This is a genomic window from Prosthecodimorpha hirschii (assembly GCF_001305515.1).
Classification (GTDB): domain Bacteria; phylum Pseudomonadota; class Alphaproteobacteria; order Rhizobiales; family Ancalomicrobiaceae; genus Prosthecodimorpha; species Prosthecodimorpha hirschii.
This window is the reverse complement of the sequence record NZ_LJYW01000001.1, coordinates 4,829,564-4,850,360: the sequence shown is the minus strand read 5'-3', so window position 1 is coordinate 4,850,360 and position 20,797 is coordinate 4,829,564. Positions and strand designations below refer to the sequence as shown.

Here is a 20,797-nt window from a genome sequence, read left to right as displayed (position 1 = left end):
GATTTCCATGCTGGTCTATATCGTCAGGGACAACCGTCCGGGCCATTTCCGCCAGTGCGAGGGCGTCGCCAGCGCTCTGGCGCGGATCGCCCCGCTCGAAGTGCGCAACGTCTTCCCGAACTTCCATTGGTTCTCGCGCCGGATCGTTCCGACGATCGCCTACCGCCTGCGCCTGCCGGCCAGTCTCGTGCTCGGTCTGCTCTACGACTTCGAGGTGGAGACGCTCGACCCGCCCGACATCGTGATCGCCTCCGGCCACCGCAACGTCGTTCCGGCGCTGCTGATCGCACGCCTGTTCGGTGCCCGCTTCGTCTATGCCGGCATCCACGACCGCCGCTATCTCGACGAGATGGACATGGTCGTCACGCCCTGCCCGCGCGATGCCTACGAGCCGCGCCACGTCTATGCGCCGGTGCTCAATCCGGTCAGCCGGAAGGATTTCCCGCTGCCGCGGCGCCTGACCGGACCGGAGGACCTGCGCGGCGCGCGCCTCGGCCTGATGCTCGGCGGTGAGACCCGCACGCATCGCTTCACGACCCGGGACTGGCGCCAGCTGGCACGGCTGATTTCCGAGACGCGGCGCGATCTCGGCATCGAGTGGTGGGCGACGACGTCCCGCCGGACCCCGCGGGCCGCGCGGAAGTTCCTGAAATCGCTGGTCAAAAGCGGAGATCTGCACAAGTTCATCGAGTATGATCCGGCCATGCCAGGTTCGCCCAACGAGGTGTTGGGACTCGACGGCACGCTGGTCACCGAGGATTCCATGGCCATGCTGTCGGAGGCGTTGACCGCCGGCCGGCCGGTGATCGCCTTGAAGCCGAGCATGGTCTGGCCGTCGCGCCAGGACGAGGCCGTCACCGCCATGGCGGCGATGGCCGGCACGCCGGTGATTCCGATCTCGGAACTGAACGTGGAGCGGATGGCGGCGGCACTGACCCGCGGCGAGCCGGTTTCCTTCGAGCCGATCGAGGTCCTGCAGGCCAACCTGCTGGCCGCGCCGCACCTGCTGGCGGCCCTCGGCCTTGTCCCGCCGCACTCGCCGGCAGTCGAGGCGGCGTCGACGAAGGAGAGCTGAAGGCGAAACGGCGCCGCAAGCGACGCCGTTTCCGTGCCGGGATCAGAACTTGAAGTTCACGCCGAGCCGGCCGAGATTCGACGTGATGTCCTGCTTGCCGCCTTTGATGCCGGTGCCGGCATAGCTGACATTCGAGGTGCCGTAGTCCGAATAGAAATATTCGGCGCGCAGCGAGATGTTCTTGGTGACCGCATATTCGAGACCGCCGCCGGCGGTCCAGCCGATCAGCGTATCGGTCTTCTTCGACCGGTTGCCGCCGCCGCGACCGTCGGATTCCAGATCGGCCCCGGCAATGCCGCCGGTCCCGTAGACGAGCAGCCGGTCGAAGGCATAGCCCAGGCGGGCGCGTCCCGACGCGGTCCAGTCGAGCGCCGAGGTGACGCGGCCGCCGGGTACGCTCTTCGAGCCGCTGTTCTGGCCGTAGCCGATATCGGCTTCCAGGCCGTAGACGATATTGCCGGTCTGGAACAGATAGCCGGCCTGCAGGCCGCCGACCGCCGACTTGGTGTCGATCGACCCGCGCCCGGACCCGAGCGACGTCGACATGGTGCGCCCGCCGACATTGGCGCCCACATAGGCGCCGGTCCAGTTGAACCCATAGGAGACGATGTTGTCCGGATAGGCCGGCGCGGCGACCGGGGCCGGCGCGGGAGCGCGGGAAAGGTCGGCGGCGGAAGCGGCGCCGCCGGTCAGGCCGAGCGCGAGGGCCGCAGGAGCGGCGCGCAGGTAAAACTTGGTCATGATGGATCCTCGTGACATCTGCCCGGATCGCCGTCGACGATCGACCGGACCGATCGCCACGGCGATCGGCCGGTCCGGAGCGGTCCCCGGCGGGGAACGCCATCCACTCCGGTCGTCGCGTCGGCTTGAGTGCCGTACGACCCGGGATGGCTATGGCTAGGCGTCGTTTGCGGCGCGTCTTCGGAGGGAATGTGGAGGCTTCGCGTCGATCTTCCGGGGAATGCGGCACCCCGCTGACGGCCGCCTTTCACGTTGACGATCGGTAAAGGATGCGACGGCCGGCGATCCGCCGGTCCCGGCGGCGCGTAGATGGGGCGATTGGAGCTGCCGTCGGCCGCCCACGGCGTCGCATCGAGGAGCCGCGCGATGATGCACTTCCCCCCGCCCCGCAATGCCCTGATCACCGGCGCCGCGCGTCGCATCGGCGCTGCGATCGCCGCCGATCTGGCGCGCCATGGCTGGGGCGTCGCGATCCATTGCCGGACCGGACGGGAGGATGCCGAGCGGCTGGCGGCCTCGATTCGGGACGATGGCGGGCGCGCGGAGGTGGTCTGCGGCGACTTGGCCGACATTCAGTCCGTCTATCGGATCGTCGGCGACGCGGCCGACCGGCTCGGGCCGATCGATCTCCTGATCAACAACGCGTCGATGTTCGAGAAGGACGAGATCGGCACGCTCGATCCGGACCTGTTCGAGCGCCAGCTTCGCGTCAACCTGATCGCCCCCTGCCTGCTCGCCGACGCCTTCGTGGCGCGGCTGCCGGAGGGGGTCGGCGGCCATATCGTCAATCTCGTCGACCAGCGCGTGCTCAAGCCGACGCCGCAATTCTTTTCCTACATGCTGTCCAAATCGGCCCTGCACATGGCCACGCGGACCATGGCCCAAGCCCTCGCCCCGCGTGTCCGGGTCAATGCGATCGGTCCCGGCCCGACGCTGGCGAATGTCCGCCAGTCCGGCGACGATTTCGGCCGGCAGGCGGCCGCCGTACCGCTCGGCGCGGGACCTGATCTGGCCGAATTCGGGCAGACCATCCGCTATCTGGTGCAGACGCCCTCGATCACCGGCCAGATGATCTGCCTCGACGGCGGGCAGCATCTGGCCTGGCAGACCCCCGACGTGGTCGGCATCGACGAGTAATATCAACGGCCCAGGATGCCGACGCATCCGGCCGTTGAAGCAACGCGAATTTCTCATAGGCGTCAGAGGCACGAGAAATTCGCGTATCGAAGACCGACGATCATTCCATGACCGTCGGTATGACAGGCCGAGCGAGTCGCCGTCGATCCGCCCGCGCGGCCGACCGCCAGACAGGGTCCGCGGCCGCACATGCCGGGCCTCCGACAGGCGCATGGCTCCGGACCCGTGGCAGATTCGGGCACCGGCACGGATTCGTTTGCGCGCTCGGCCCGGACGGTCGCCCGGTCCGAATCGGACGATCCGGCACCCTGCGATCGGCGAGACCGGCGGGGCCGGCCAGGCCGGCCGACATGGCCAATGTATCGGCAGGTTGCGCCGACCGGCCGGGGCATCGACTGTCCGGCGCGCGTGACCGGCAAACCGTTGCCCGAAAATGCAAAGGCCGGCGCAAGCGCCGGCCTCAACATTCCATCGCCCCCGCGATCGATCAGAACTTGTAGCTGGCCCGGACCACGGCCTTGTGGGTCACGACATCGATCTTGGCGCCGTTGAAGTTCAACGTGCCGAGATCGGAATACTTGTACTCCGCGCCCAGGATCCAGTTGTTGGTCACCGCGAACTCGGCGCCGCCACCGATGGTGTAGCCGACCATGGTTTCCTTCTTCGAAGCCGAACCGCCCGGGAACACCAGGAGCTTGGCCGAAGCTTCGACTTCGTCCGCCGCGATACCGCCAGCGACGTAGAACAGAGCGCGATCGGCCGCCAGACCGGCGCGGGCGCGCAGATCACCGGTCCAGTTGTGCTCGGTGCCGCAGCGGAAAATGTTGCCCGGGCCGCAGCGGCCCGAACCGCTGGCGTTTGACCAGGCCAGGCTGCCTTCGACGCCGACCACCAGCATGTTGAACTGCATGTTGTAGCCGACATGGCCGCCGGCCAGCCAACCCTCGGCATTCGGGCCGCCCGGAACGTTGCGCCAGTCGTCGGCATTCCAGCTGTAGCCGACCTGGGCGCCGACATAGAGCCCGCTCCAGGTATAGGCCGACACCAGGGTCGGCGTGACCGGCACGACCACCGGCTTGACACCGAGATCGGCAGCACTCGCCAGGGCGGTCGATGCGGCCAGCATGGCCAAACCGGTCAGGAAACGCTTCATCATCACAGCCTCGCACCCGAAGAATCGTGAATTTCTGGCTTCACAGACTGACAGAGATGACAGGCTGCGCAAGTGCAGGATGGCAACACTGCATCGCGAAGCAACCGGCAGGCGCCCATTCTTGGCAAAAAAAGAGGGTGGCGTTTCCGCCACCCCCTTCGCGTTCAGTAACCGATCCGGAGTTCCGAATCAGAACTTGTAGCTGAGACGGACCTGGAACACGTTGGTGCTCAGGTCGGCGCCGCCCTTGCCACCAATCTTGCCGTAATCCGCATACTTGTACTCGACGCCGGCGATCCAGTTGTTGGTGATCGCGTATTCGGCACCGAGACCCGCGGTCCAGCCGGTCTCGACGCGGCCGCTGTTCTTCTTCTTCACGCCGGCGTCCACGTCGGCGAAAGCGAAGCCCGCGGTGCCGAACACATGGAAGCGGTCGAACGCGACGCCGAGGCGGCCGCGCACGTCACCGGTCCAATTGATGTCGGCCGACTTGGAGCTCATGTTGCTCCAGGACCAGCTGCCGTCGATGCCGGCCACCAGCATGTTCATCTGCCAGTTGGCACCGGCATGAACGCCGGCGAGCCAGCCGTTCGGGTCCGACTTCAGCTTGCCGACATCGCCCGTGCCGTAGCCGGTCTGCAGACCGACATAGGCGCCGGTCCACATATAGGCCGGCAGCAGGGTCGGGGCCACCGGAACGGCGACCGGCGCCGGAGCGCGATAGAGGTCCGCGGCAGAGGCGGCTCCGGCTGTCAGGGCCAGACCCAGCACCGCGCCGAGCAGACGAAACTTCATCATTTTCAGTACTCCCACCAGATTTCGATGTCGCGACTATAGGCACAGCCCGCGACGTGGCACGAGTGCAAATTTGCAACAACTCCATGGATGCGCGTGGCTAACCCCACGTTAACCATACGCCCCGCCGAGTTCCCTCGCGTCTCGGGATGGCATATCACGGTCATGACACACATGAGACTAACAAACCGTGAAGTCGTCACTTGGTTCCTGACTTAGTCACGACTTCGCCACGTTCGTTACCGAATGCGGCAGAAGAAAGGAGCTCTGATAACATTTCCTCAACATTTGACAGCCAGTCACGATCATGTGAGGTCCGCCAACACGGCTCCGCCGTTAAGGAACTGCGCCCGACGCAGGGCCGGGCGTGTCTTGCAGCCGCGGACGGGCCATATAGAAGGAGCCGACCAGACGCTCCCTCGCCGCCCGAATCCGGGCTGGCGCGACCAAGAAGCCCATGACCGAAGAGCCCGTCCCCTCAGAGACGACCGAACCGGCGACCGCGCCCCATGGGGCGGCGGTGATCGCGGATCTGGTCAAGCGCCTGCCCAACGAGCCGGGCGTCTATCGCATGATCGACCGCAAGGGCGACGTGCTCTATGTCGGCAAGGCGCGGAACCTGAAGAAGCGCGTCTCCAACTACGCCCGCGGCGCCGGCCTGTCGGCGCGCATCCTGCGCATGATCCGCGAAACGTCGACGATGGAATTCGTCCAGACCCGGACGGAAACCGAGGCGCTTCTGCTGGAAGCCAACCTGATCAAACGGCTGCGGCCGCGGTTCAACGTCCTTCTGCGCGACGACAAGAGCTTTCCCTATATCCTCGTGGCCGAGGATCATGCGGCGCCGTCGCTGGTCAAGCATCGCGGCGCGCGCAAGCGCAAGGGCAGCTATTTCGGCCCCTTCGCCTCGGCCGGCGCGGTCGGGCGCACGATCAATGCCCTGCAGAAGGCCTTCCTGATTCGAACCTGCTCGGATTCGGTCTACGAGACCCGCACCCGCCCCTGCCTGCTGTTCCAGATCAAGCGCTGCGCCGCCCCCTGTACCGGCGAGATCGATGCCGCCGGCTATGCCGAGCTGGTCGCCGAAGCCAAGGCCTTCCTGTCGGGACGCAGCCAGGCCGTGAAGGCGGATCTGGCGGCCGCCATGGAGCAGGCGTCCGAGGCGCTCGATTTCGAGCGCGCCGCCGTCTGTCGCGATCGGCTGGCCGCGCTCAGCCACGTCCAGTCGCACCAGGGTATCAATCCGCAGACCGTGGAGGAGGCGGACGTCTTCGCCGCCCACCACGAGGGTGCGCAGACCTGCATCCAGGTGTTCTTCTTCCGCACCGGGCAGAACTGGGGCAACCGGGCCTATTTCCCGCGCGCCGACAAGTCGCTGTCCGAGGCGGAGATCCTGGAATCCTTCGTCGCCCAGTTCTACGACGACAAGCCCGTGCCGAGATTGATCCTGCTCAGCCACGATCTGGAGGAGCGCGAGCTGCTCGAACAGGCTCTGTGCGAACGCGCCGGCGCGCGGGTCGAGGTCGCGGTGCCGAAACGCGGCGAGAAGAAGGACCTGGTCGAGCATGCTCTGCTCAACGCCCGCGAGGCGCTCGGGCGCCGGCTGGCCGAATCGTCCAGCCAGGCCCGCCTGCTCGCCGGGCTGGGGACGGCCTTCGGGCTCGCCGAGGCCCCCAAACGGGTCGAGGTCTACGACAACAGCCACATCATGGGGACCAACGCGGTCGGCGCCATGATCGTGGCCGGCCCCGACGGCTTCGTGAAGAACCAGTACCGCAAGTTCAACATCCGCTCGACCGAGCTGACGCCCGGCGACGACTACGGCATGATGCGGGAGGTGCTGACGCGCCGTTTCGGGCGGCTGGTTCGCGAAGCGGGCGCCAAGGCCGAAGCGCCGCGCGACGAGCAGGGCTTCGGGGCCTGGCCGGATCTGGTCTTCGTCGACGGCGGCAAGGGCCAGCTGGAGGCCGCCCGCCAGGTTCTCGCCGATCTCGGCATCCTGGACGACGTACCGCTGGTCGGCATCGCCAAGGGGCCGGATCGGGATGCCGGACGCGAGCGCTTCTTCGTCCCCGGCCGGCCCGACTTCATGCTGCCGGAGCGCGACGCGGTGCTCTATTTCGTGCAGCGGCTGCGCGACGAGGCGCATCGCTTCGCCATCGGCACGCATCGCGCGAAGCGCTCCAAGGCAATCGGCCAATCGGCGCTCGACGAGATTCCCGGCGTCGGCCCGACCCGCAAGCGCGCGCTGCTGCGCCATTTCGGGACCATCAAGGCGATCTCGAAGGCCGCCATGGAGGATCTGATGCAGGTCGACGGCATTTCGGAAAGCCTCGCCGAGGCGATCCACGATCATTTCCATGAGGATGCCTGATCCGCGGCCGGTCGCCGGACGCTGTCGGAACGGTGCGCGGCGCTTCCGATCCCGCTCCCGGTCGGATAATAAGGAACTGACGGCGAGAGGGAGCCATGGGTAGTATCGCGGAAGTGGAATGTGGGTTGCGCTGGGACGACGGCCTCCAGGCCTGGATGGTCGAATCCGCCGGGCTGGCGGAGACCGTGCTCGCCCATCCCGGCCTGTCGGCGCCGCCCTACGGCGAACTCTACCGCATGCTCGGCGAGCATTTCGGCGTCGCCTTCGACAACCTGCGCTTCGCCTACGCGCATATCCCGCTCTGCCTGCACGCCGCCGAACACGCCAAGGCCCGGCGCGGCATCGCCGGTCATCTCGCCACGCGCCGCGGATCGATCGATGCCGCCGCACCGGCCCTGGTCGCCCGCCATTTCAGCGCGCTGAAGCAGCCGGGCACGATCGACCTGATGCAGGCCGTCGTCGAGCCCTTCGTGGTCGACCTTCTGTCGCTGGTGACCGGTCTCGACGACATCGGCGCCGATCAGGCCCCGACCGCATCGCAGATCTTCGGGCGCGGCGTCGGCATGGCGCGGCGGCGGCGCATGGAGGCCGAAATGGGCCGCCTGCGCCAGCATATCGCCGAGATGCTCGGCCAGGATCCCGGCAGCGACGATGTCGGTCGGACCATGGCGCTGCTGATTCTCGGGCGCGACGCCCTGACCGGCACGCTCGGCACCAGCCTCTACGCCCTGCTGAAGGACGCCGGTCCGGTTCCGTTGGCGGCGATCGCCTTTCCGGAGATGATGCCGGACACCGGCGTTCCCTATACGGAACGCTTCGTCGTCGAGCCGGTCGAGATCGCCGGCCGGACCTTCGCGGTCGGCGAGAAATTCCGTGTCTTCCTCGCCCCCTTCACGCAGACCGGCGAAGCCCGTGATCGGGCCAAGATTTTCGGCGTCGGCGCCCATACCTGCCTCGGCCGGCCGCTGTCCCTCGACATCTGGCGCGGCATCGGGCGGGTCTTCGCCGAGACCACGACCCGGGTGGAGATCGTCGACTACGCTTTGCGCGACGACGAAGTCTTCGCCTATCCCATTCGCTTTCTCGCAAGGATCGACCTATGACCATCGAAACCCGGCGCATCGTGGTCGATGCCCTCCAGAAGGCGATGGGTACGTTCGACAACAGCGAGTTGTCGGCGCGGCTGAACGACCCCGCCGGCAACGTGGCGCTGTCCGAACTCGGGCTCGACAGCCTGACCGGGATCGAATGGTGCATGGAGATCGAGACCGCAACGGGGCTCGAACTCGATCCGGCCGTGCTTGGCCGGCTCGATACCCTGTCGGCCTTCGTCGCCCATGTCGCAGGCCGTATCGAGGCAAAGTGACCGGCGCCTTCGCCCTTGCCGCCCATGTCGAGCGCTTCAGGGCGGCCCGGACGCCATCGGAATTGACCGTGCGCTTCGCGGAGGCGGACGATGTCCTCACGCCGCTCGAATATCGCGCGCTCGGCGATCTGCTGGCCGAAACCCTGCCGGAGGTGCTGCCGCACTACCGCAATCGCCAGGTGACCAAGCACGTCGCCGCCCAGGCCGTGCAGCCCTATATCCGGCGCGAGCTCGCTCCTCACGTCCTGAAATTCACCGATCCCTCGGTCCCGGACGACCGGAAGACCCTCCTGGTCGCCTTCACGGGCCTCAAGCCGCGGCTGATGCTGCCGAACTTGGTGCTGCTGCAGACCCTGCCGGCGCGGCTGTTCGATTTCGTGATCTGCTACGATCCCGGGCACGATCACTTTGTCGCCGGGACGGTGGACTACGCCGACACCTTCCCGGCCATGGTCCGGCGCCTGAACGCCGATCTCCGGCCGGAGCGCTATCGCCGGCATGTGGCGATCGGGACGTCGATGGGCGGGCTGCCGGCCATCCGCTACGGATTGCTGGGGGGCGTCGACGAGGTGGTGGCGATCTCGGCCGCGACCCCGTGGCACATCAACCGGCTCAAGGTCGGGCGGCCGACCGAAGCCTTCGACCCGCTCTGCGCCTGCATGGCCGGCCGGGCCCCGTCGACGCTCGCGGTCTACAGCGCCTTGAACCGCACCGATTCGAAGGTCGCCCACTGGCTCGGCGAGCATTTCGGCGCGCGGCTGCGGCCGATCCCGGAGGCCGCCGAACACAATCCGTTGTCCGCGATGTGGCGCGACGGCACGCTTGCCGACCTGCTGGCCGAGCTCCTGCACTTCACGCCCGACCCTGCGCCGGCCGCGCCCGAGCCGGCAAGGCCGCGCGCGAATCCGGGCCAGAAGGGCAAGGCGAAGGTCGTCGGCGGGCCGGCGCCGTCTCCCTTCGTCCGGTTCTGGCGGCGCCTGGCGCGCCGGATCGGGCTGGCGGCCAAGCCGGCGCGCAAGCCGCCCCGCTCCGACTCGACCTGAAGCCGGGCCGACCCGCGGCACGGCGGCGTTGACGGGAAGGCTCGGGGCATGTTCTCTCCCTGGTGACCGGCCCGGAGCCGGAAGGCCCCGACAGCAGGAGAGCGGCGGGAATGTCGGCGTGGAACCTGCCCAATATCCTGACCTTTGGGCGAATCGCTGCCGTTCCGGTGGTCGTGGCCTGCTTCACCCTTCCCGAGCTGCCGACATTCACGTCGCGCTGGGTCGCCTTCGCCATCTATGCGGCGGCGGCCATCACCGATTTCTTCGACGGCTATCTGGCCCGCGCCTGGCAGCAGCAATCCGCCCTCGGCCGCATGCTCGACCCGATCGCCGACAAGCTTCTGGTCGCCTCCTGCCTGCTGATCCTGACCGACGACGGGACCATCGCCGGCTGGACCGTGATTGCGGCGGTGATCATCCTGTGCCGGGAGATCCTGGTTTCGGGCCTGCGCGAATTCCTGGCCGAACTCAGGGTCAGCGTGCCGGTCACCCGGCTCGCCAAATGGAAGACCACCGCCCAGCTGGTCGCGATCGGCTTCCTGATCGTCGGCTCCGCCGGCGAGCGCATCCTGCCCTATACGGTCGAAATCGGCATCGTCCTGCTCTGGATTGCCGCCATCCTCACGCTTTATACCGGCTACGACTACTTCCGGGCCGGGATCGGCCATCTGATCGAGGACTGAGCCTTGCGGCTTCTCTATTTCGCCTGGGTGCGCGAGCGGATCGGCAAGACCGAGGAGACCGTGGACCTGCCGGCGCATGTCAGGACCGGGGCCGACCTGCTGGCCTGGCTGAAGACCCGCGGCGAGGAATACGACCATGCGCTCGAACGCCCGGACGTGATCCGGCTGGCCATGGATCAGATGCATATCCGCCAGGACGAGACCATCGCCGAGGCGCGCGAGATCGCGCTGTTCCCCCCCATGACCGGCGGCTGAGGCGGCGATGACGGCGATCCCGATCACCATCCGCGTCCAGGCCGAGCCGTTCGATTCGGAGGCGGAGGTCGCCTCATTGACGGCCGGGCGCACCGATGTCGGGGCGGTCGTCACCTTCCAGGGCTTGTGCCGCTCCGAGGGCGGCAGCCTCGCGGCGCTGGAACTCGAGCATTATCCGGGCATGGCCGAGGCCGAGATCCGGCGGGTCGCCGAGGCCGCGGCCGCACGCTGGCCGGTGCTCGGGCTGGCCGCGATCCATCGCCACGGCAAGATCGCGCCCGGCGCGCCGATCGTGCTGGTCGTCGCCACCTCGTCGCACCGGCAAGCCGCTTTCGAGGCCGCCGCCTTCCTGATGGATTTCCTGAAGACCCGCGCCCCCTTCTGGAAGAAGGAGCATCATGCCGACGGCCGCGAGGGCGGCTGGGTCGATGCCCGCGAGACCGACGACGCCGCTGCGGCGCGCTGGGGCGGGAACGACGCGTGACCGACGAAGACACCCATGCGACCGCCACCGGGCACACGGCACCGCCAGAACCGGCGCGGACGCGTCCGCCCGTGACCGTCGAGAGCCTGCGCGAAATCCGCGCCGCGCTCGGTTATGGCATTCTGTTCATGGTGATCGGCGGGTTCGTCTTCACGCTGGCCGGCTTCGGCTTCACCGCCATGATGGGCACGAGCTGCTTCGAAGGCTTCTGCGCCTACGTGCCCTTCCTCTACTTCGCCCCGCTCGGCCTGATCGCCGGCTTCGTGCTGGGCGCCAAGATCGGCCGCGCCAAGGCCCGTTCGTAGGCTCAGGCGGCGTTGTGCCGATCGAGCGCTTCGCGCAAAATGCTATTGATCCGACTGTCGAGATCCGGGCCGGCCCCCAAACGTTCGACCAGAGCGCGATCGAGATGCACGGTCACGGTCTTCGCGACCTGTCGACGGGCCTTGTCCAGCCTCTCCGGAGACGGCTCGTAGGTATCGGGATCATTCGCGATCGCAGCCCGAATGTCCTCATCCGAGAGATCTCGAAATCGATCCCACGCCTCATCGGTGAGCGTCCCGATAGGCTTCCCAATATTGGTTTCGTTCATATTTGGCCGCCCGCCGCGCCAAGATCAAACGACGCCTGCCGCTAGGCTATCCTTAGACTACCATGATTTCGAAGCCGCGACACAGCCCATAGGCCGCCACGCGAACATCGTTTTAGTCGGAGCGGTCATCTTCGAAACCGAAAACCCAACCATCAAAGATCGTGACAGCCAGATCAAAAGAGATCCCGTGCTTGGCCGGATTGATCCGGGCTTTCTCGGGATCCCATTCAAATCCCGGCGGAGGCGGCACCATCTGACGCCACCTCCGCCGTCGACCTCGTTACCGCCCCGCCGTCACTCGGCGGCGGCGCGCTTCGGCTGGACCTCGGCGAAATAGTCGTTCATCAGGCCGAGCGTGATCTCGCCGGGCTTGAAGGTGTAGGGGCCGACCTCGGACACCGGGGTGACTTCCGCGGCCGTGCCGGTCAGGAAGCACTCGGTGAAGCCGGACAGTTCCTCCGGCTTGATGCGGCGCTCGATCACCTCGATGCCGCGGCGGCGGGCGAGATCGAGCACGGTCTGCCGGGTGATGCCGTTGAGGAAGCGGTCGGCGAGCGGGGTGTGCAGCTTGCCGTTCTGGACGAAGAACACGTTGGCGCCGGTGGCCTCGGCCACGTAGCCCTCGTAGTCCCACATCAGCGCGTCGGCATAGCCCTTGTTCTCGGCCGCATGCTTGGAGATCGTGCAGATCATGTAGAGGCCGGCGGCCTTGGATTTCGACGGCGCGGTGGCCGGGTCGGGGCGGCGGTACTCGGCGATGTCCAGGCGGATGCCGCGGGCGCGTTCTTCCGGCTTGAAGTAGCTCGGCCACTGCCAGGCCGCGATGGCGACATGGATCGTGTTGGACTGGGCCGACACGCCCATCATCTCCGATCCGCGCCAGGCGACCGGCCGCACATAGGCGTCGACCAGGCCCATGCGGACCAGCAGTTCCTCGCAGGCCCGGTTCAGCTCGTCGACCGAATAGGGCAGCTTGAAGCCCAGGATCTCGGCGGAGTTGTGCAGGCGCTCATGATGTTCGGTCTGCTTGAAGACCACGCCGCCATAGGCGCGCTGCCCTTCGAAGACGCAGGAGCCGTAGTGCAGACCATGGGTCAGCACATGCACCTTGGCGTCCTTCCACGGCACGAAGTGGCCGTCGTACCAGATGACGCCGTCGAGCTGATCGAAAGGCAGTGCCATGTCGTTCTCCGGATCCTTGTTGTCGCCTGCCGCCGACGGGTGTCCCATCCGTTCCGCCGGGCCGTGATGGCCTCGCGCGGGAGCGGACGCGGTCCGGCACCGGCTCCTCCCGAGCCGGGGCGATTGCCCTTCGGCCCGCGCTTTGCTTTGCGGACGGCCTGCCGATATCTTGCACCGACGACGACCGTCGCGCCACCCCGCGGGATTGCCCTTCCGGGTCCTCCGCGGGGATCGACGGCCCGGCCGCGACCGACCGGCCTGGCCGGCATCGGGCACGATCCTTTCGTCGAGACGCCGCCGGAAGTAACGAATGGAACGAAATAAGTCAATATGGCTGACATAAATTTCTCGACGACAGCCTCCGCACCCGATCGGACCGCCGCCGCAACGATCGACGGCAGCGGCCCCGATGCCGGCGCCGCCGCAGCGGCCCCGGCGGCCGGCGAGCCGCAATGGGAGATGATCGAACTCCTGTTCTTCGCCTATCGCGACTTCATCGGCGATCCCGACGCGATCCTGGACGCGTTCGATTTCGGGCGCGCGCATCACCGGGTGCTGCATTTCGTCAATCGCAATCCGGGCATGCCGGTCGCCGAGCTGCTGAACATCCTGAAGATCACCAAGCAGAGCCTCGGGCGGGTGCTGCGGGAACTGATCGAAGCCGGCTATGTCGAGCAGCAGACCGGCGAAAGCGACCGGCGGCAGCGCCTGCTGTTCGCCACGGCGCGCGGCCGGGACCTGGCGCTCCGGCTGGCCGCGCCGCAATCGACCCGCATCGCCGCGGCCCTCGCCGCGCTCGGCCCGGAGGGCGCCGCCGCCGCCCGGGAGTTCCTGCGCCTGATGATCAATGCCGAGGAGCGCGCCGAGACGGCACGCTTCGTCGCCCGGACATGACGCGACCGGCACCCCGGTCCCGCCCTGCCCCCGAACGAGACCCAATGCGCGCGCTGCGGGCTTGCGGACGCTTCGTCCGCCCGCATCCCGCGCCGGAGACCGCCTGATGGAAACGCCGCGCCCGGCACCGCTGGCCGACGAGGCCCCGCATCTGCTCGTCGTCGACGACGACAGCCGCATCCGCACCCTGCTGTCGCGCTATCTCGGCGACCAGGGCTTCCGCGTCACCGTGGCGGAGAGCGCCGCCGAGGCGCGGCGCAAGCTGGAGGCCTTCGATTTCGATCTCCTGATCCTCGACGTGATGATGCCCGGCGAGAGCGGCATGGACCTGACCGCCGCGATCCGCCGGACCTCCGAGGTCCCGATCCTGATGCTGACCGCGCGCACCGAGACCGACAACCGCATCCGCGGCCTGGAGCTCGGTGCGGACGACTATGTCGCCAAGCCGTTCGATCCGCGCGAGCTGATCCTGCGCATCAACAACATCCTCAAGCGCGGCTCGTCCGCGGCCAAGCCGAAGAGCGGCGAAGTCCGCTTCGGCGCCTTCGCATTCCACCTCGAGCGGCAGGAATTGCGCCGCGGCGACGATCCGATCCGGCTCACCGACCGCGAGCGCCAGCTGATGCGCATCTTCGCCGAACGGCCCGGCGAGACCATCCCCCGCCACGAGATCGTCGGCTCGGACAACAGTCTCGGCGACCGCACGGCGGATGTGCAGATCAACCGCCTGCGGCGAAAGATCGAGGCCGACCCCGCCAACCCGGTCTATCTGCAGACCGTGCGCGGGCTGGGCTACCGCCTCGTGACCGACTGACGGCATCATGTCGGCGATCGGCAAGAGCACGATGCGGCTGGTCAGAACCGTCTCCGGGGCCGCCAGGGGCGCGGCCAGCCTGTGGCGTCGGGTCGCCCGCGCCGTGGCCGACCGGATGCCCAAGGGCCTCTATGCCCGCTCCCTGCTGATCGTCGTGCTGCCGATGCTGATCCTGCAGACGGTGGTCGCCTATGTGTTCATGGAGCGGCATTGGCAGCTGGTCACGCGGCGGCTGTCGGAGGCGGTGACGCGCGACATCGCGGCGACCATCGCGGTGATCGAGTCCTTTCCGCAGGATGCCAACTACGACCGGATCACCGAGATCGCGCGGCGCGACTTCTCGCTCTCGATCGCGGTGCTGCCCAACGACCCCCTGCCGCCGCCGATGCCGAAGCCCTTCTTCTCGCTGCTCGACACGGCGCTGTCGGAGGAGATCGTCCGGCTGATCAAGCGGCCGTTCTGGATCGACACGGTCGGCCGCTCGGACCTGATCGAGATCCGCATCCAGATCTCCGACAATGTGCTGCGCGTGCTAGCCCGGCGCGGCCAGGCCTATGCCTCCAACACCCACATCTTCCTGCTCTGGATGTTCGGCACCTCGGTGGTCCTGCTCGGCATCGCCATCCTGTTCCTGCGCAACCAGATCCGTCCGATCCAGCAGCTCGCCGCGGCGGCCGAGAGCTTCGGCAAGGGCCGCCCGCCGCCAGATTTCCGCCCGCGCGGCGCGCGCGAGGTGCGCAAGGCGGCCGAGGCCTTCCTGGCCATGCGCCGGCGCATCGAGCGCCAGATCGAGCAGCGCACCACCATGCTGGCCGGCGTCAGCCACGACATGCGCACGGTGCTGACCCGCTTCCGCCTGCAGCTGGCCTTTCTGGGATCCGGTCCGGAGATCGAGGCGCTCGAAGGCGACATCGCCGAGATGCAGGCCATGCTGGAGGCCTACCTGGCCTTCGCACGCGGCGAAGGCGACGAGGAGGCCGTGCCGACCGACATGGCCGAGATGCTGCGCGCCATCGAGATCGAGGCGGATCGCGCCGGCTTCCCGGTGCGGCAGAGCTTCGAGGGGCCGCCGCTGGTGATCGTGCGGCCGAATGCGTTCAAGCGCGCGCTCGGCAACCTCGTCGGCAATGCCTGCCGCTATGCCGAGCGCGTCGAGGTCACCGCCCGGCACGCCCGCGGCTACTTGACCGTCGCTATCGACGACGACGGCCCCGGCGTGCCGGAAGCGGAGCGTGAGAACGTGTTCCGCCCCTTCTACCGGCTCGATCAGGCGCGAAACCAGGACGAGGGCGGCACCGGGCTCGGCCTCGCCATCACGCGCGACATCATCCGCGGCCATGGCGGCGACGTGCGGCTGGAGACCAGCCCGCTTGGCGGGCTGCGCGCCGTCGTGCGCATTCCGGGGTGATGGCGCAAAGCCCGCTTGGCGGGCTGCGCGCCGTCGTGCGCATTCCGGGGTGATCGGGCTGGCGATCTATCCGATCAGGTCGGCGACCGGCGCCACGGCGGTACTGTCGGGGAAGACGGCCGTGTCCAGCACCCGGCGCGACAGGCCGAGATGGTCGGCGAGCAGGCCCTTGGCGATGGCGCGCAGGTCGGTGGTCGGCTTCAGGTCGCGCGCCTCGTAGAGATCGGCGGTCTTCAGGCCCGGCCAGTCGGCCAGGATGCGGCCGCCCCTGACGGCGCCGCCGGCCAGGAAGGCAACCGTCGCCGTGCCGTGGTCGGTGCCGACCGTGCCATTGACCGCGGCGGTGCGGCCGAATTCGGTCGCCACCAGCACCGCCGTGTCGCGCCAGGCCGGGCCGAGGCCGGTCTCCAGGGCCGCGAAGGCGCCGTCGAGCCCGCCGAGCAACTGGGCGAGGCGCCCGGTGGCGCCGCCCTCGTTGGCATGGGTGTCCCAGCCGTCGAAGGACAGGGCGGCGAGGCGCGGGCCGTCGGCCGCGGCGAGCAGGTGCGCGGCGCCGGCCGCGACCAGCTTCATGCCTTCGGCCGTCGCCGCGCCAGCGCGCGACTTCGCGTCGCCCATGCCGGCCTGGGCGGCGAGTTTGTCCGTGGCAAGGCCGCGCTCCAGCGTCTCGGCGAGCCCCGGATCGGCATGGCGGTAGAGATCGAGCACGCGGGCGGCGAAGTCGTCGCTCGCGCGCGGCAGCACCTGCGGCGACCAGCCGAGCACCGGGGCGGCGCCGCGCATGATCAGCGGCGTCATGGTGCCGACGCCGAGGCCGCCGGCCCGGGCGATGCGCTCGCCGGCCGGCAGGGCCTGCAGCGCCCGGTTGAGCCAGCCGCTATCGGCGCGGCCGACGCCGCCGAGCCCGCTTTCGAGCACGTCCTGGCCGTCGAAATGCGACCGCTCGCGATAGGGCGAGGCGACGGCATGCACCACCATCGCCTTGCCGGCCTTGTAGAGCCGGGCGAAGGTCGGCATGGCCGGATGCAGGGCGAAGAAGCCGTCGAGGCCGAGCGCCGCGTTGGGACCGTCGCGGCCGAGGGCGATGGCGCCGCGCAGGGCCGCATAGTCGGGATCGCCGACGGGCGCGACCGCCGAGAGGCCGTCCATGGCGCCGCGCAGGACGACAACGATCAGGCGCGGGTCGCGTCCGCCCGGCGCGGCGGCGGCGAAGCGCGGCAGGAAGGGCCAGACGGTCAGCGTCGCGGCGCCGGCCAGGAAGGCGCGGCGGGACGGCGCCAGCCCGGCATCCGGGCAGGTCGGATCGGGCATCATGATCACCTCCGTTGGAATTCGGGGCTGGCGAAGACGAGGGCGATGCCCTGCTGCCGGCTCTCCGCCCGCCGGATGGCGACGCGCGTCGGCTCCGGCAGCGCCGCGCCCCAGAGATCGGCCGCAAGCTGGGCCGGCTCGAGGTCGCCGGCATGGCGGGCAAACTGGACGGCGAGATCGAGCCGGGTCGAGAGCCCCGCCGGCGAGGCCCAGGCGGCGGCCTCGTCGGACCAACCGTCCGGACCGGGCGGCGCCCAGGTCGGCTGGCCGAGCGCGACAAGCGCCCCGTTGGCCACCCCGACATCGGCCGGGCGGCCGATGGCCCGCTGCATCGCGACCACGAATTCGATCGGCGCGCGCAGCTTCCTCGCCTCCGCCCGCCAGGCTTCCGGCGCTGTCACGAGCGCCCGCGTGACGGCGGCTAGATCCCCGTCGCTGTCGCGCCAGACCCTCGCCAGCCGGTCGACCAGCTCGGCCGGCGGCTGGTCGTCGACGAAATGGCGGGCGAGCTTGAAGGCGAGATGGCGCGCCGTCGCCGGATGGCGGGCGAGATCGTCGAGCACCGCCAGGCCCTGCGCGTGGCCATTCTCCGGATAGCTGCGCCCGACCACCTGATGGGTGCCGGGCTCGTGGCGGCCGGGCGCGAAGGTGAAGCGTCCGCCGTGGAAATCGTCCTCGTCCGGGTTGGCGAACGTCCAGCCGGTCAGCACGCGGGCGAGCGCGGTCACGTCGGTCTGCGCATAGCCGCCGGCAACGCCGAGCGTGTGCAGTTCCATGATCTCGCGGGCCAGATTCTCGTTGAGGCCGCGCTTGGAATTGCGCCCGTTGAGCGATTGCGGTCCGATCGACTGGTTGTTGTCGAGATAGACCAGCATGGCCGGATGGGTCTCGACCGCCTTCAGCATGTCGGCGAAGCGGCCGAGCACATGCGGGCGGATCGCCTCGCGCTCCATGGCGCCGACCGTGACCCGGACCGGGTTGCCCTTGGTCTCGGAGACCGCGAAATGGTTCGACCAGAACAGGACCAGCCGTTCCAGGAGCGGCGTCGCGGTCTCGCAGAAGCGCGCCAGCCGCGCGATCTGTTCCCGGCGGAAGATCTCGGCCTCGATCGGCAGCGGCGGCTTGGCGGCTGCGGGCGGCTTGCCCGGGGCCATCATGGCGGGGGCCGGGCCGGCCGCCATGGCCGGCATCGGATTGCCGGCCATCGCCGGCACGGGTGTCGCGGCCGGGCCCGGTGGGGTCTTGCCGCCGGCGGCAGGGCCGGCCTCGGCGGCGCGGGCGCGTTCGGCCTGGCGGACGCGCTCCGCCGCGCGCGCTTCGCGCATGGCGCGGTCCGACGCCATCAGGTCGGGCGCGGTCAGCCGCGCGGCGGTCGGATCGGCGAGTTGCGCTTCGACATGGCCGCGCGGATCGGCGGCGATGCGGGCAAGCTCGCCGGGGCGCGGACCGAGCCCGAAGCGGTTGGCGGCGACGAGCGGATCGGTTGGCTGGCCCATCCGGTTCTCCTCGGCTTGGCGACGATCCCCTCCAGGCTCGCCGGGAAAACCGGCCACAGCATGGCCGGGAGATGGCCGTGGGTCAGAGGACCCGGAACTGCGTGGTCGACCGACCTCCGGAAGGGCGGTCAGCCGGCTGCCGGAACTGGGGCCTCCGCGGCCCCGCCGTCGGGATGGGCGGTCGCCCCCTCGCGCGAGCGCCGCCGGCCGGACAGGCGGCAGAGCGCCGATTCGACGCGGCCGAGCATCGTCCCGGCGCGCTCCAGCCGCTTCAGCTGGGTGTCGAGCGCCGCCATGGTCTTGGGCAGGCCGGTGTCGGTCTCCTCGAGCCAGACCGGCAGCACCTGCGCGTAGGCGAGCGCGAGCGCCTGGGCGCGGGCCAGTCCGGGAAGCCCGCCGCGGTCGAGACCGGCCGCGGTCAGCATCCAGCGCTGCGAGGTGAGTGCGATCCGGTTCAGGGCCGCCGCCAGCAGCGGATCGCGCCGCGCGGCCTTCATCAGCCCGGCCACGCCGGCCTTGTGCGGCGTCAGCGCATCGAACCGGCGCATGACCACGTCGAACAGGCGCTCGCGCGGCGGCTCGCCGGCCATGCCGGGGTCGTCGCCGGCCAGCACGGCGGCATCGATGCGCCGGGCGAAATCGGCCAGGATGGCCATCTTGCCGTCATAGGCGGCCCGCAGCTGCGCCAGCGTCACATCCGCGCCGGCGGCAATCTCGGCGAGCCCTATCCGGGCGAAGTCGCGCTCGGCGCACAGCGCCATCAGCGCTTCGACGATCTTCTGCTTCTGCTTTTCGGTGGCCATGGGATCCTCCGCTGCCGGCGCCAGGATAGGCCGCCGATCCGGGCGGAAACAGGGCTCAGTCGAACAGGCTGGAGACCGACTTTTCCTGCGCGGTGCGGGCGATCGCCTCGCCCATCAGCGGGGCGATGGAGATGACGCGGATGTTCGGCGCCGCCTTGACGGCCTCGGTCGGCTGGATCGAGTCGGTGATGACCAGTTCCTTCAGCCGCGACTGGGCGATGCGCGCCACCGCGCCACCCGACAGCACGCCGTGGGTGATGTAGGCGGTCACGTCCTTGGCGCCGCGCGCGAGCAGCGCCTCCGCCGCGTTGACCAGGGTGCCGCCGGAATCGATGATGTCGTCGACCAGGATGCAGGACCGGCCCTCGACATGGCCGATCACGTTCATGACCTCGGACTCGCCCGGCCGCTCGCGCCGCTTGTCGACGATGGCCAGTTGCGCGTCGATGCGCTTGGCGAGCGCGCGGGCGCGCACCACGCCGCCCACGTCCGGCGAGACCACGACCGTGTTGTCGAGCGGATAGCGCTCCTTGATGTCGCGCATCATCACCGGCGCGCCATAGAGATTGTCGGTCGGAATGTCGAAGAAGCCCTGGATCTGGCCGGCATGCAGATCGAGGGTCAGGACGCGGTTGACGCCCGCATGGGTGATCAGGTTGGCGACCAGCTTGGCCGAGATCGGCGTGCGGCCGGAGGCGCGGCGATCCTGGCGGGCATAGCCGAAATAGGGCAGCACGGCGGTGATCCGCTTCGCCGACGAGCGCTTCAGCGCGTCGGTGATGATCAGGAGCTCCATCAGGTGGTCGTTCGCCGGATAGCTCGTCGACTGGATCACGAAGACGTCCTCGCCGCGGACATTCTCCTGCACCTCGACGAAGATTTCCTGGTCGGCGAAGCGGCGCACCAGGCAATTCGACAGCGGAACCTCGAGATAGTTGCCGATGGCTTCAGCGAGACTGCGGTTCGAATTGCCGCACACGAGTTTCATGGAACCTGCCCTCTGAACCGGCCGTCGGCCGCATGGCCGGTCGCGGTGGATCGCATTCCTTCGGCGTCGAAAGGCCCGCCCGGCGCGGGCCTCATAGCAACCCCGTTCGCCTGCGTAAACCGTCGCGACGTTGCGGGAGCCCTGAAAGCGGAGGAAAACAGCCATGCCGCCGCCGGGCAACAGCCGAACGGCGTCGGTGCGGA

The 20,797-nt window shown here is 68.9% G+C and carries 22 protein-coding genes; 13 read left to right on the top strand and 9 right to left on the bottom strand.

Features of this window, described 5'->3' with window-relative positions; all coding sequences use genetic code 11:
* Positions 1 to 7: 7 nt before the first annotated feature.
* Positions 8 to 1,075 carry an ELM1/GtrOC1 family putative glycosyltransferase gene (locus tag ABB55_RS21385; RefSeq protein ID WP_054360620.1) on the top strand — a complete coding sequence of 356 codons (1,068 nt, stop codon included), beginning with the start codon at positions 8 to 10 and terminating at the stop codon, positions 1,073 to 1,075.
* 42 nt (positions 1,076 to 1,117) lie between these two features.
* On the opposite strand, the gene ABB55_RS21380 is transcribed toward ABB55_RS21385, so the two are convergent.
* Entirely contained in the window at positions 1,118 to 1,816 is a 699-nt protein-coding gene (locus tag ABB55_RS21380; RefSeq protein ID WP_054360619.1) for an outer membrane protein, read from the bottom strand.
* Positions 1,817 to 2,182: 366 nt separating this feature from the next.
* Between ABB55_RS21380 and ABB55_RS21375 the strand changes: the two genes are divergently transcribed.
* The gene (locus tag ABB55_RS21375) at positions 2,183 to 2,953 is read left to right on the top strand and encodes an SDR family oxidoreductase (RefSeq protein WP_244472091.1); all 771 of its coding nucleotides are present in this window, start codon (positions 2,183 to 2,185) and stop codon (positions 2,951 to 2,953) included.
* Positions 2,954 to 3,440: 487 nt separating this feature from the next.
* Here ABB55_RS21375 and ABB55_RS21370 read toward each other — a convergent pair whose 3' ends face one another.
* Both ABB55_RS21370 and ABB55_RS21365 read right to left on the bottom strand, forming a co-directional pair.
* Positions 3,441 to 4,109 carry an outer membrane protein gene (locus tag ABB55_RS21370; protein ID WP_054360618.1) on the bottom strand — a complete coding sequence of 223 codons (669 nt, stop codon included), beginning with the start codon at positions 4,107 to 4,109 and terminating at the stop codon, positions 3,441 to 3,443.
* A 186-nt stretch (positions 4,110 to 4,295) separates the two neighbouring features.
* Positions 4,296 to 4,904: an outer membrane protein gene (locus ABB55_RS21365; protein WP_054360617.1), complete on the bottom strand. Its 609-nt coding sequence runs from the start codon at positions 4,902 to 4,904 to the stop codon at positions 4,296 to 4,298.
* Positions 4,905 to 5,358: 454 nt separating this feature from the next.
* On the opposite strand from ABB55_RS21365, the gene uvrC reads away from it, so the two are divergent.
* The 8 genes from uvrC (at position 5,359) to ABB55_RS21325 (ending at position 11,411) form a co-directional block, all read left to right on the top strand.
* Positions 5,359 to 7,275, top strand: coding sequence for an excinuclease ABC subunit UvrC (uvrC, locus tag ABB55_RS21360; RefSeq protein WP_054360616.1), 1,917 nt, complete (start codon positions 5,359 to 5,361; stop codon positions 7,273 to 7,275).
* A gap of 95 nt (positions 7,276 to 7,370) precedes the next feature.
* Positions 7,371 to 8,378 carry a cytochrome P450 family protein gene (locus ABB55_RS21355; RefSeq protein WP_152982128.1) on the top strand — a complete coding sequence of 336 codons (1,008 nt, stop codon included), beginning with the start codon at positions 7,371 to 7,373 and terminating at the stop codon, positions 8,376 to 8,378.
* Entirely contained in the window at positions 8,375 to 8,641 is a 267-nt protein-coding gene (locus ABB55_RS21350) for an acyl carrier protein (protein ID WP_054360614.1), read from the top strand. Before ABB55_RS21355 ends, ABB55_RS21350 begins: the two co-directional genes overlap by 4 nt.
* The gene (locus ABB55_RS21345; protein ID WP_054360613.1) at positions 8,638 to 9,684 is read left to right on the top strand and encodes a hypothetical protein; all 1,047 of its coding nucleotides are present in this window, start codon (positions 8,638 to 8,640) and stop codon (positions 9,682 to 9,684) included. Before ABB55_RS21350 ends, ABB55_RS21345 begins: the two co-directional genes overlap by 4 nt.
* A 110-nt stretch (positions 9,685 to 9,794) precedes the next feature.
* Positions 9,795 to 10,367 carry a CDP-diacylglycerol--glycerol-3-phosphate 3-phosphatidyltransferase gene (pgsA, locus tag ABB55_RS21340; RefSeq protein ID WP_054360612.1) on the top strand — a complete coding sequence of 191 codons (573 nt, stop codon included), beginning with the start codon at positions 9,795 to 9,797 and terminating at the stop codon, positions 10,365 to 10,367.
* Between the two features lie 3 nt (positions 10,368 to 10,370).
* Positions 10,371 to 10,622, top strand: coding sequence for a molybdopterin converting factor subunit 1 (gene moaD / locus ABB55_RS21335; RefSeq protein WP_054360611.1), 252 nt, complete (start codon positions 10,371 to 10,373; stop codon positions 10,620 to 10,622).
* Between the two features lie 7 nt (positions 10,623 to 10,629).
* The gene (locus ABB55_RS21330) at positions 10,630 to 11,106 is read left to right on the top strand and encodes a molybdenum cofactor biosynthesis protein MoaE (RefSeq protein WP_054360610.1); all 477 of its coding nucleotides are present in this window, start codon (positions 10,630 to 10,632) and stop codon (positions 11,104 to 11,106) included.
* Positions 11,103 to 11,411 carry a hypothetical protein gene (locus ABB55_RS21325; protein WP_054360609.1) on the top strand — a complete coding sequence of 103 codons (309 nt, stop codon included), beginning with the start codon at positions 11,103 to 11,105 and terminating at the stop codon, positions 11,409 to 11,411. The genes ABB55_RS21330 and ABB55_RS21325 overlap by 4 nt, the downstream gene beginning before the upstream one ends.
* Positions 11,412 to 11,413: 2 nt before the next feature.
* On the opposite strand, the gene ABB55_RS21320 is transcribed toward ABB55_RS21325, so the two are convergent.
* The gene (locus ABB55_RS21320; RefSeq protein ID WP_054360608.1) at positions 11,414 to 11,698 is read right to left on the bottom strand and encodes a hypothetical protein; all 285 of its coding nucleotides are present in this window, start codon (positions 11,696 to 11,698) and stop codon (positions 11,414 to 11,416) included.
* A 294-nt stretch (positions 11,699 to 11,992) separates the two neighbouring features.
* Positions 11,993 to 12,880 carry a branched-chain amino acid aminotransferase gene (locus ABB55_RS21315; protein WP_054362220.1) on the bottom strand — a complete coding sequence of 296 codons (888 nt, stop codon included), beginning with the start codon at positions 12,878 to 12,880 and terminating at the stop codon, positions 11,993 to 11,995.
* Between the two features lie 330 nt (positions 12,881 to 13,210).
* On the opposite strand from ABB55_RS21315, the gene ABB55_RS21310 reads away from it, so the two are divergent.
* The 3 genes from ABB55_RS21310 (at position 13,211) to ABB55_RS21300 (ending at position 15,996) form a co-directional block, all read left to right on the top strand.
* A complete protein-coding gene (locus ABB55_RS21310) occupies positions 13,211 to 13,774 on the top strand; it encodes a MarR family winged helix-turn-helix transcriptional regulator (RefSeq protein ID WP_054360607.1) in 564 nt (187 codons plus the stop codon).
* A 106-nt stretch (positions 13,775 to 13,880) separates the two neighbouring features.
* Complete coding sequence (locus tag ABB55_RS21305) at positions 13,881 to 14,588, top strand: response regulator (RefSeq protein WP_054360606.1); 708 nt, start codon at positions 13,881 to 13,883, stop codon at positions 14,586 to 14,588.
* Between the two features lie 31 nt (positions 14,589 to 14,619).
* The gene (locus tag ABB55_RS21300; protein ID WP_054362219.1) at positions 14,620 to 15,996 is read left to right on the top strand and encodes an ATP-binding protein; all 1,377 of its coding nucleotides are present in this window, start codon (positions 14,620 to 14,622) and stop codon (positions 15,994 to 15,996) included.
* Positions 15,997 to 16,062: 66 nt separating this feature from the next.
* Here ABB55_RS21300 and ABB55_RS21295 read toward each other — a convergent pair whose 3' ends face one another.
* The 4 genes from ABB55_RS21295 to ABB55_RS21280 form a co-directional block, all read right to left on the bottom strand.
* On the bottom strand, positions 16,063 to 17,310 hold the full coding sequence (locus tag ABB55_RS21295; RefSeq protein ID WP_054360605.1) for a DUF1501 domain-containing protein: 1,248 nt from the start codon (positions 17,308 to 17,310) through the stop codon (positions 16,063 to 16,065).
* Positions 17,311 to 17,312: 2 nt separating this feature from the next.
* Positions 17,313 to 18,803, bottom strand: a complete 1,491-nt coding sequence (locus tag ABB55_RS21290; protein WP_054360604.1) for a DUF1800 domain-containing protein — start codon at positions 18,801 to 18,803, stop codon at positions 17,313 to 17,315.
* Between the two features lie 128 nt (positions 18,804 to 18,931).
* Positions 18,932 to 19,606 (bottom strand): hypothetical protein, encoded by a 675-nt coding sequence (locus ABB55_RS21285; protein ID WP_054360603.1) that lies wholly within the window; start codon positions 19,604 to 19,606, stop codon positions 18,932 to 18,934.
* Positions 19,607 to 19,661: 55 nt separating this feature from the next.
* Entirely contained in the window at positions 19,662 to 20,594 is a 933-nt protein-coding gene (locus ABB55_RS21280) for a ribose-phosphate pyrophosphokinase (RefSeq protein ID WP_054360602.1), read from the bottom strand.
* Positions 20,595 to 20,797: the final 203 nt, after the last annotated feature.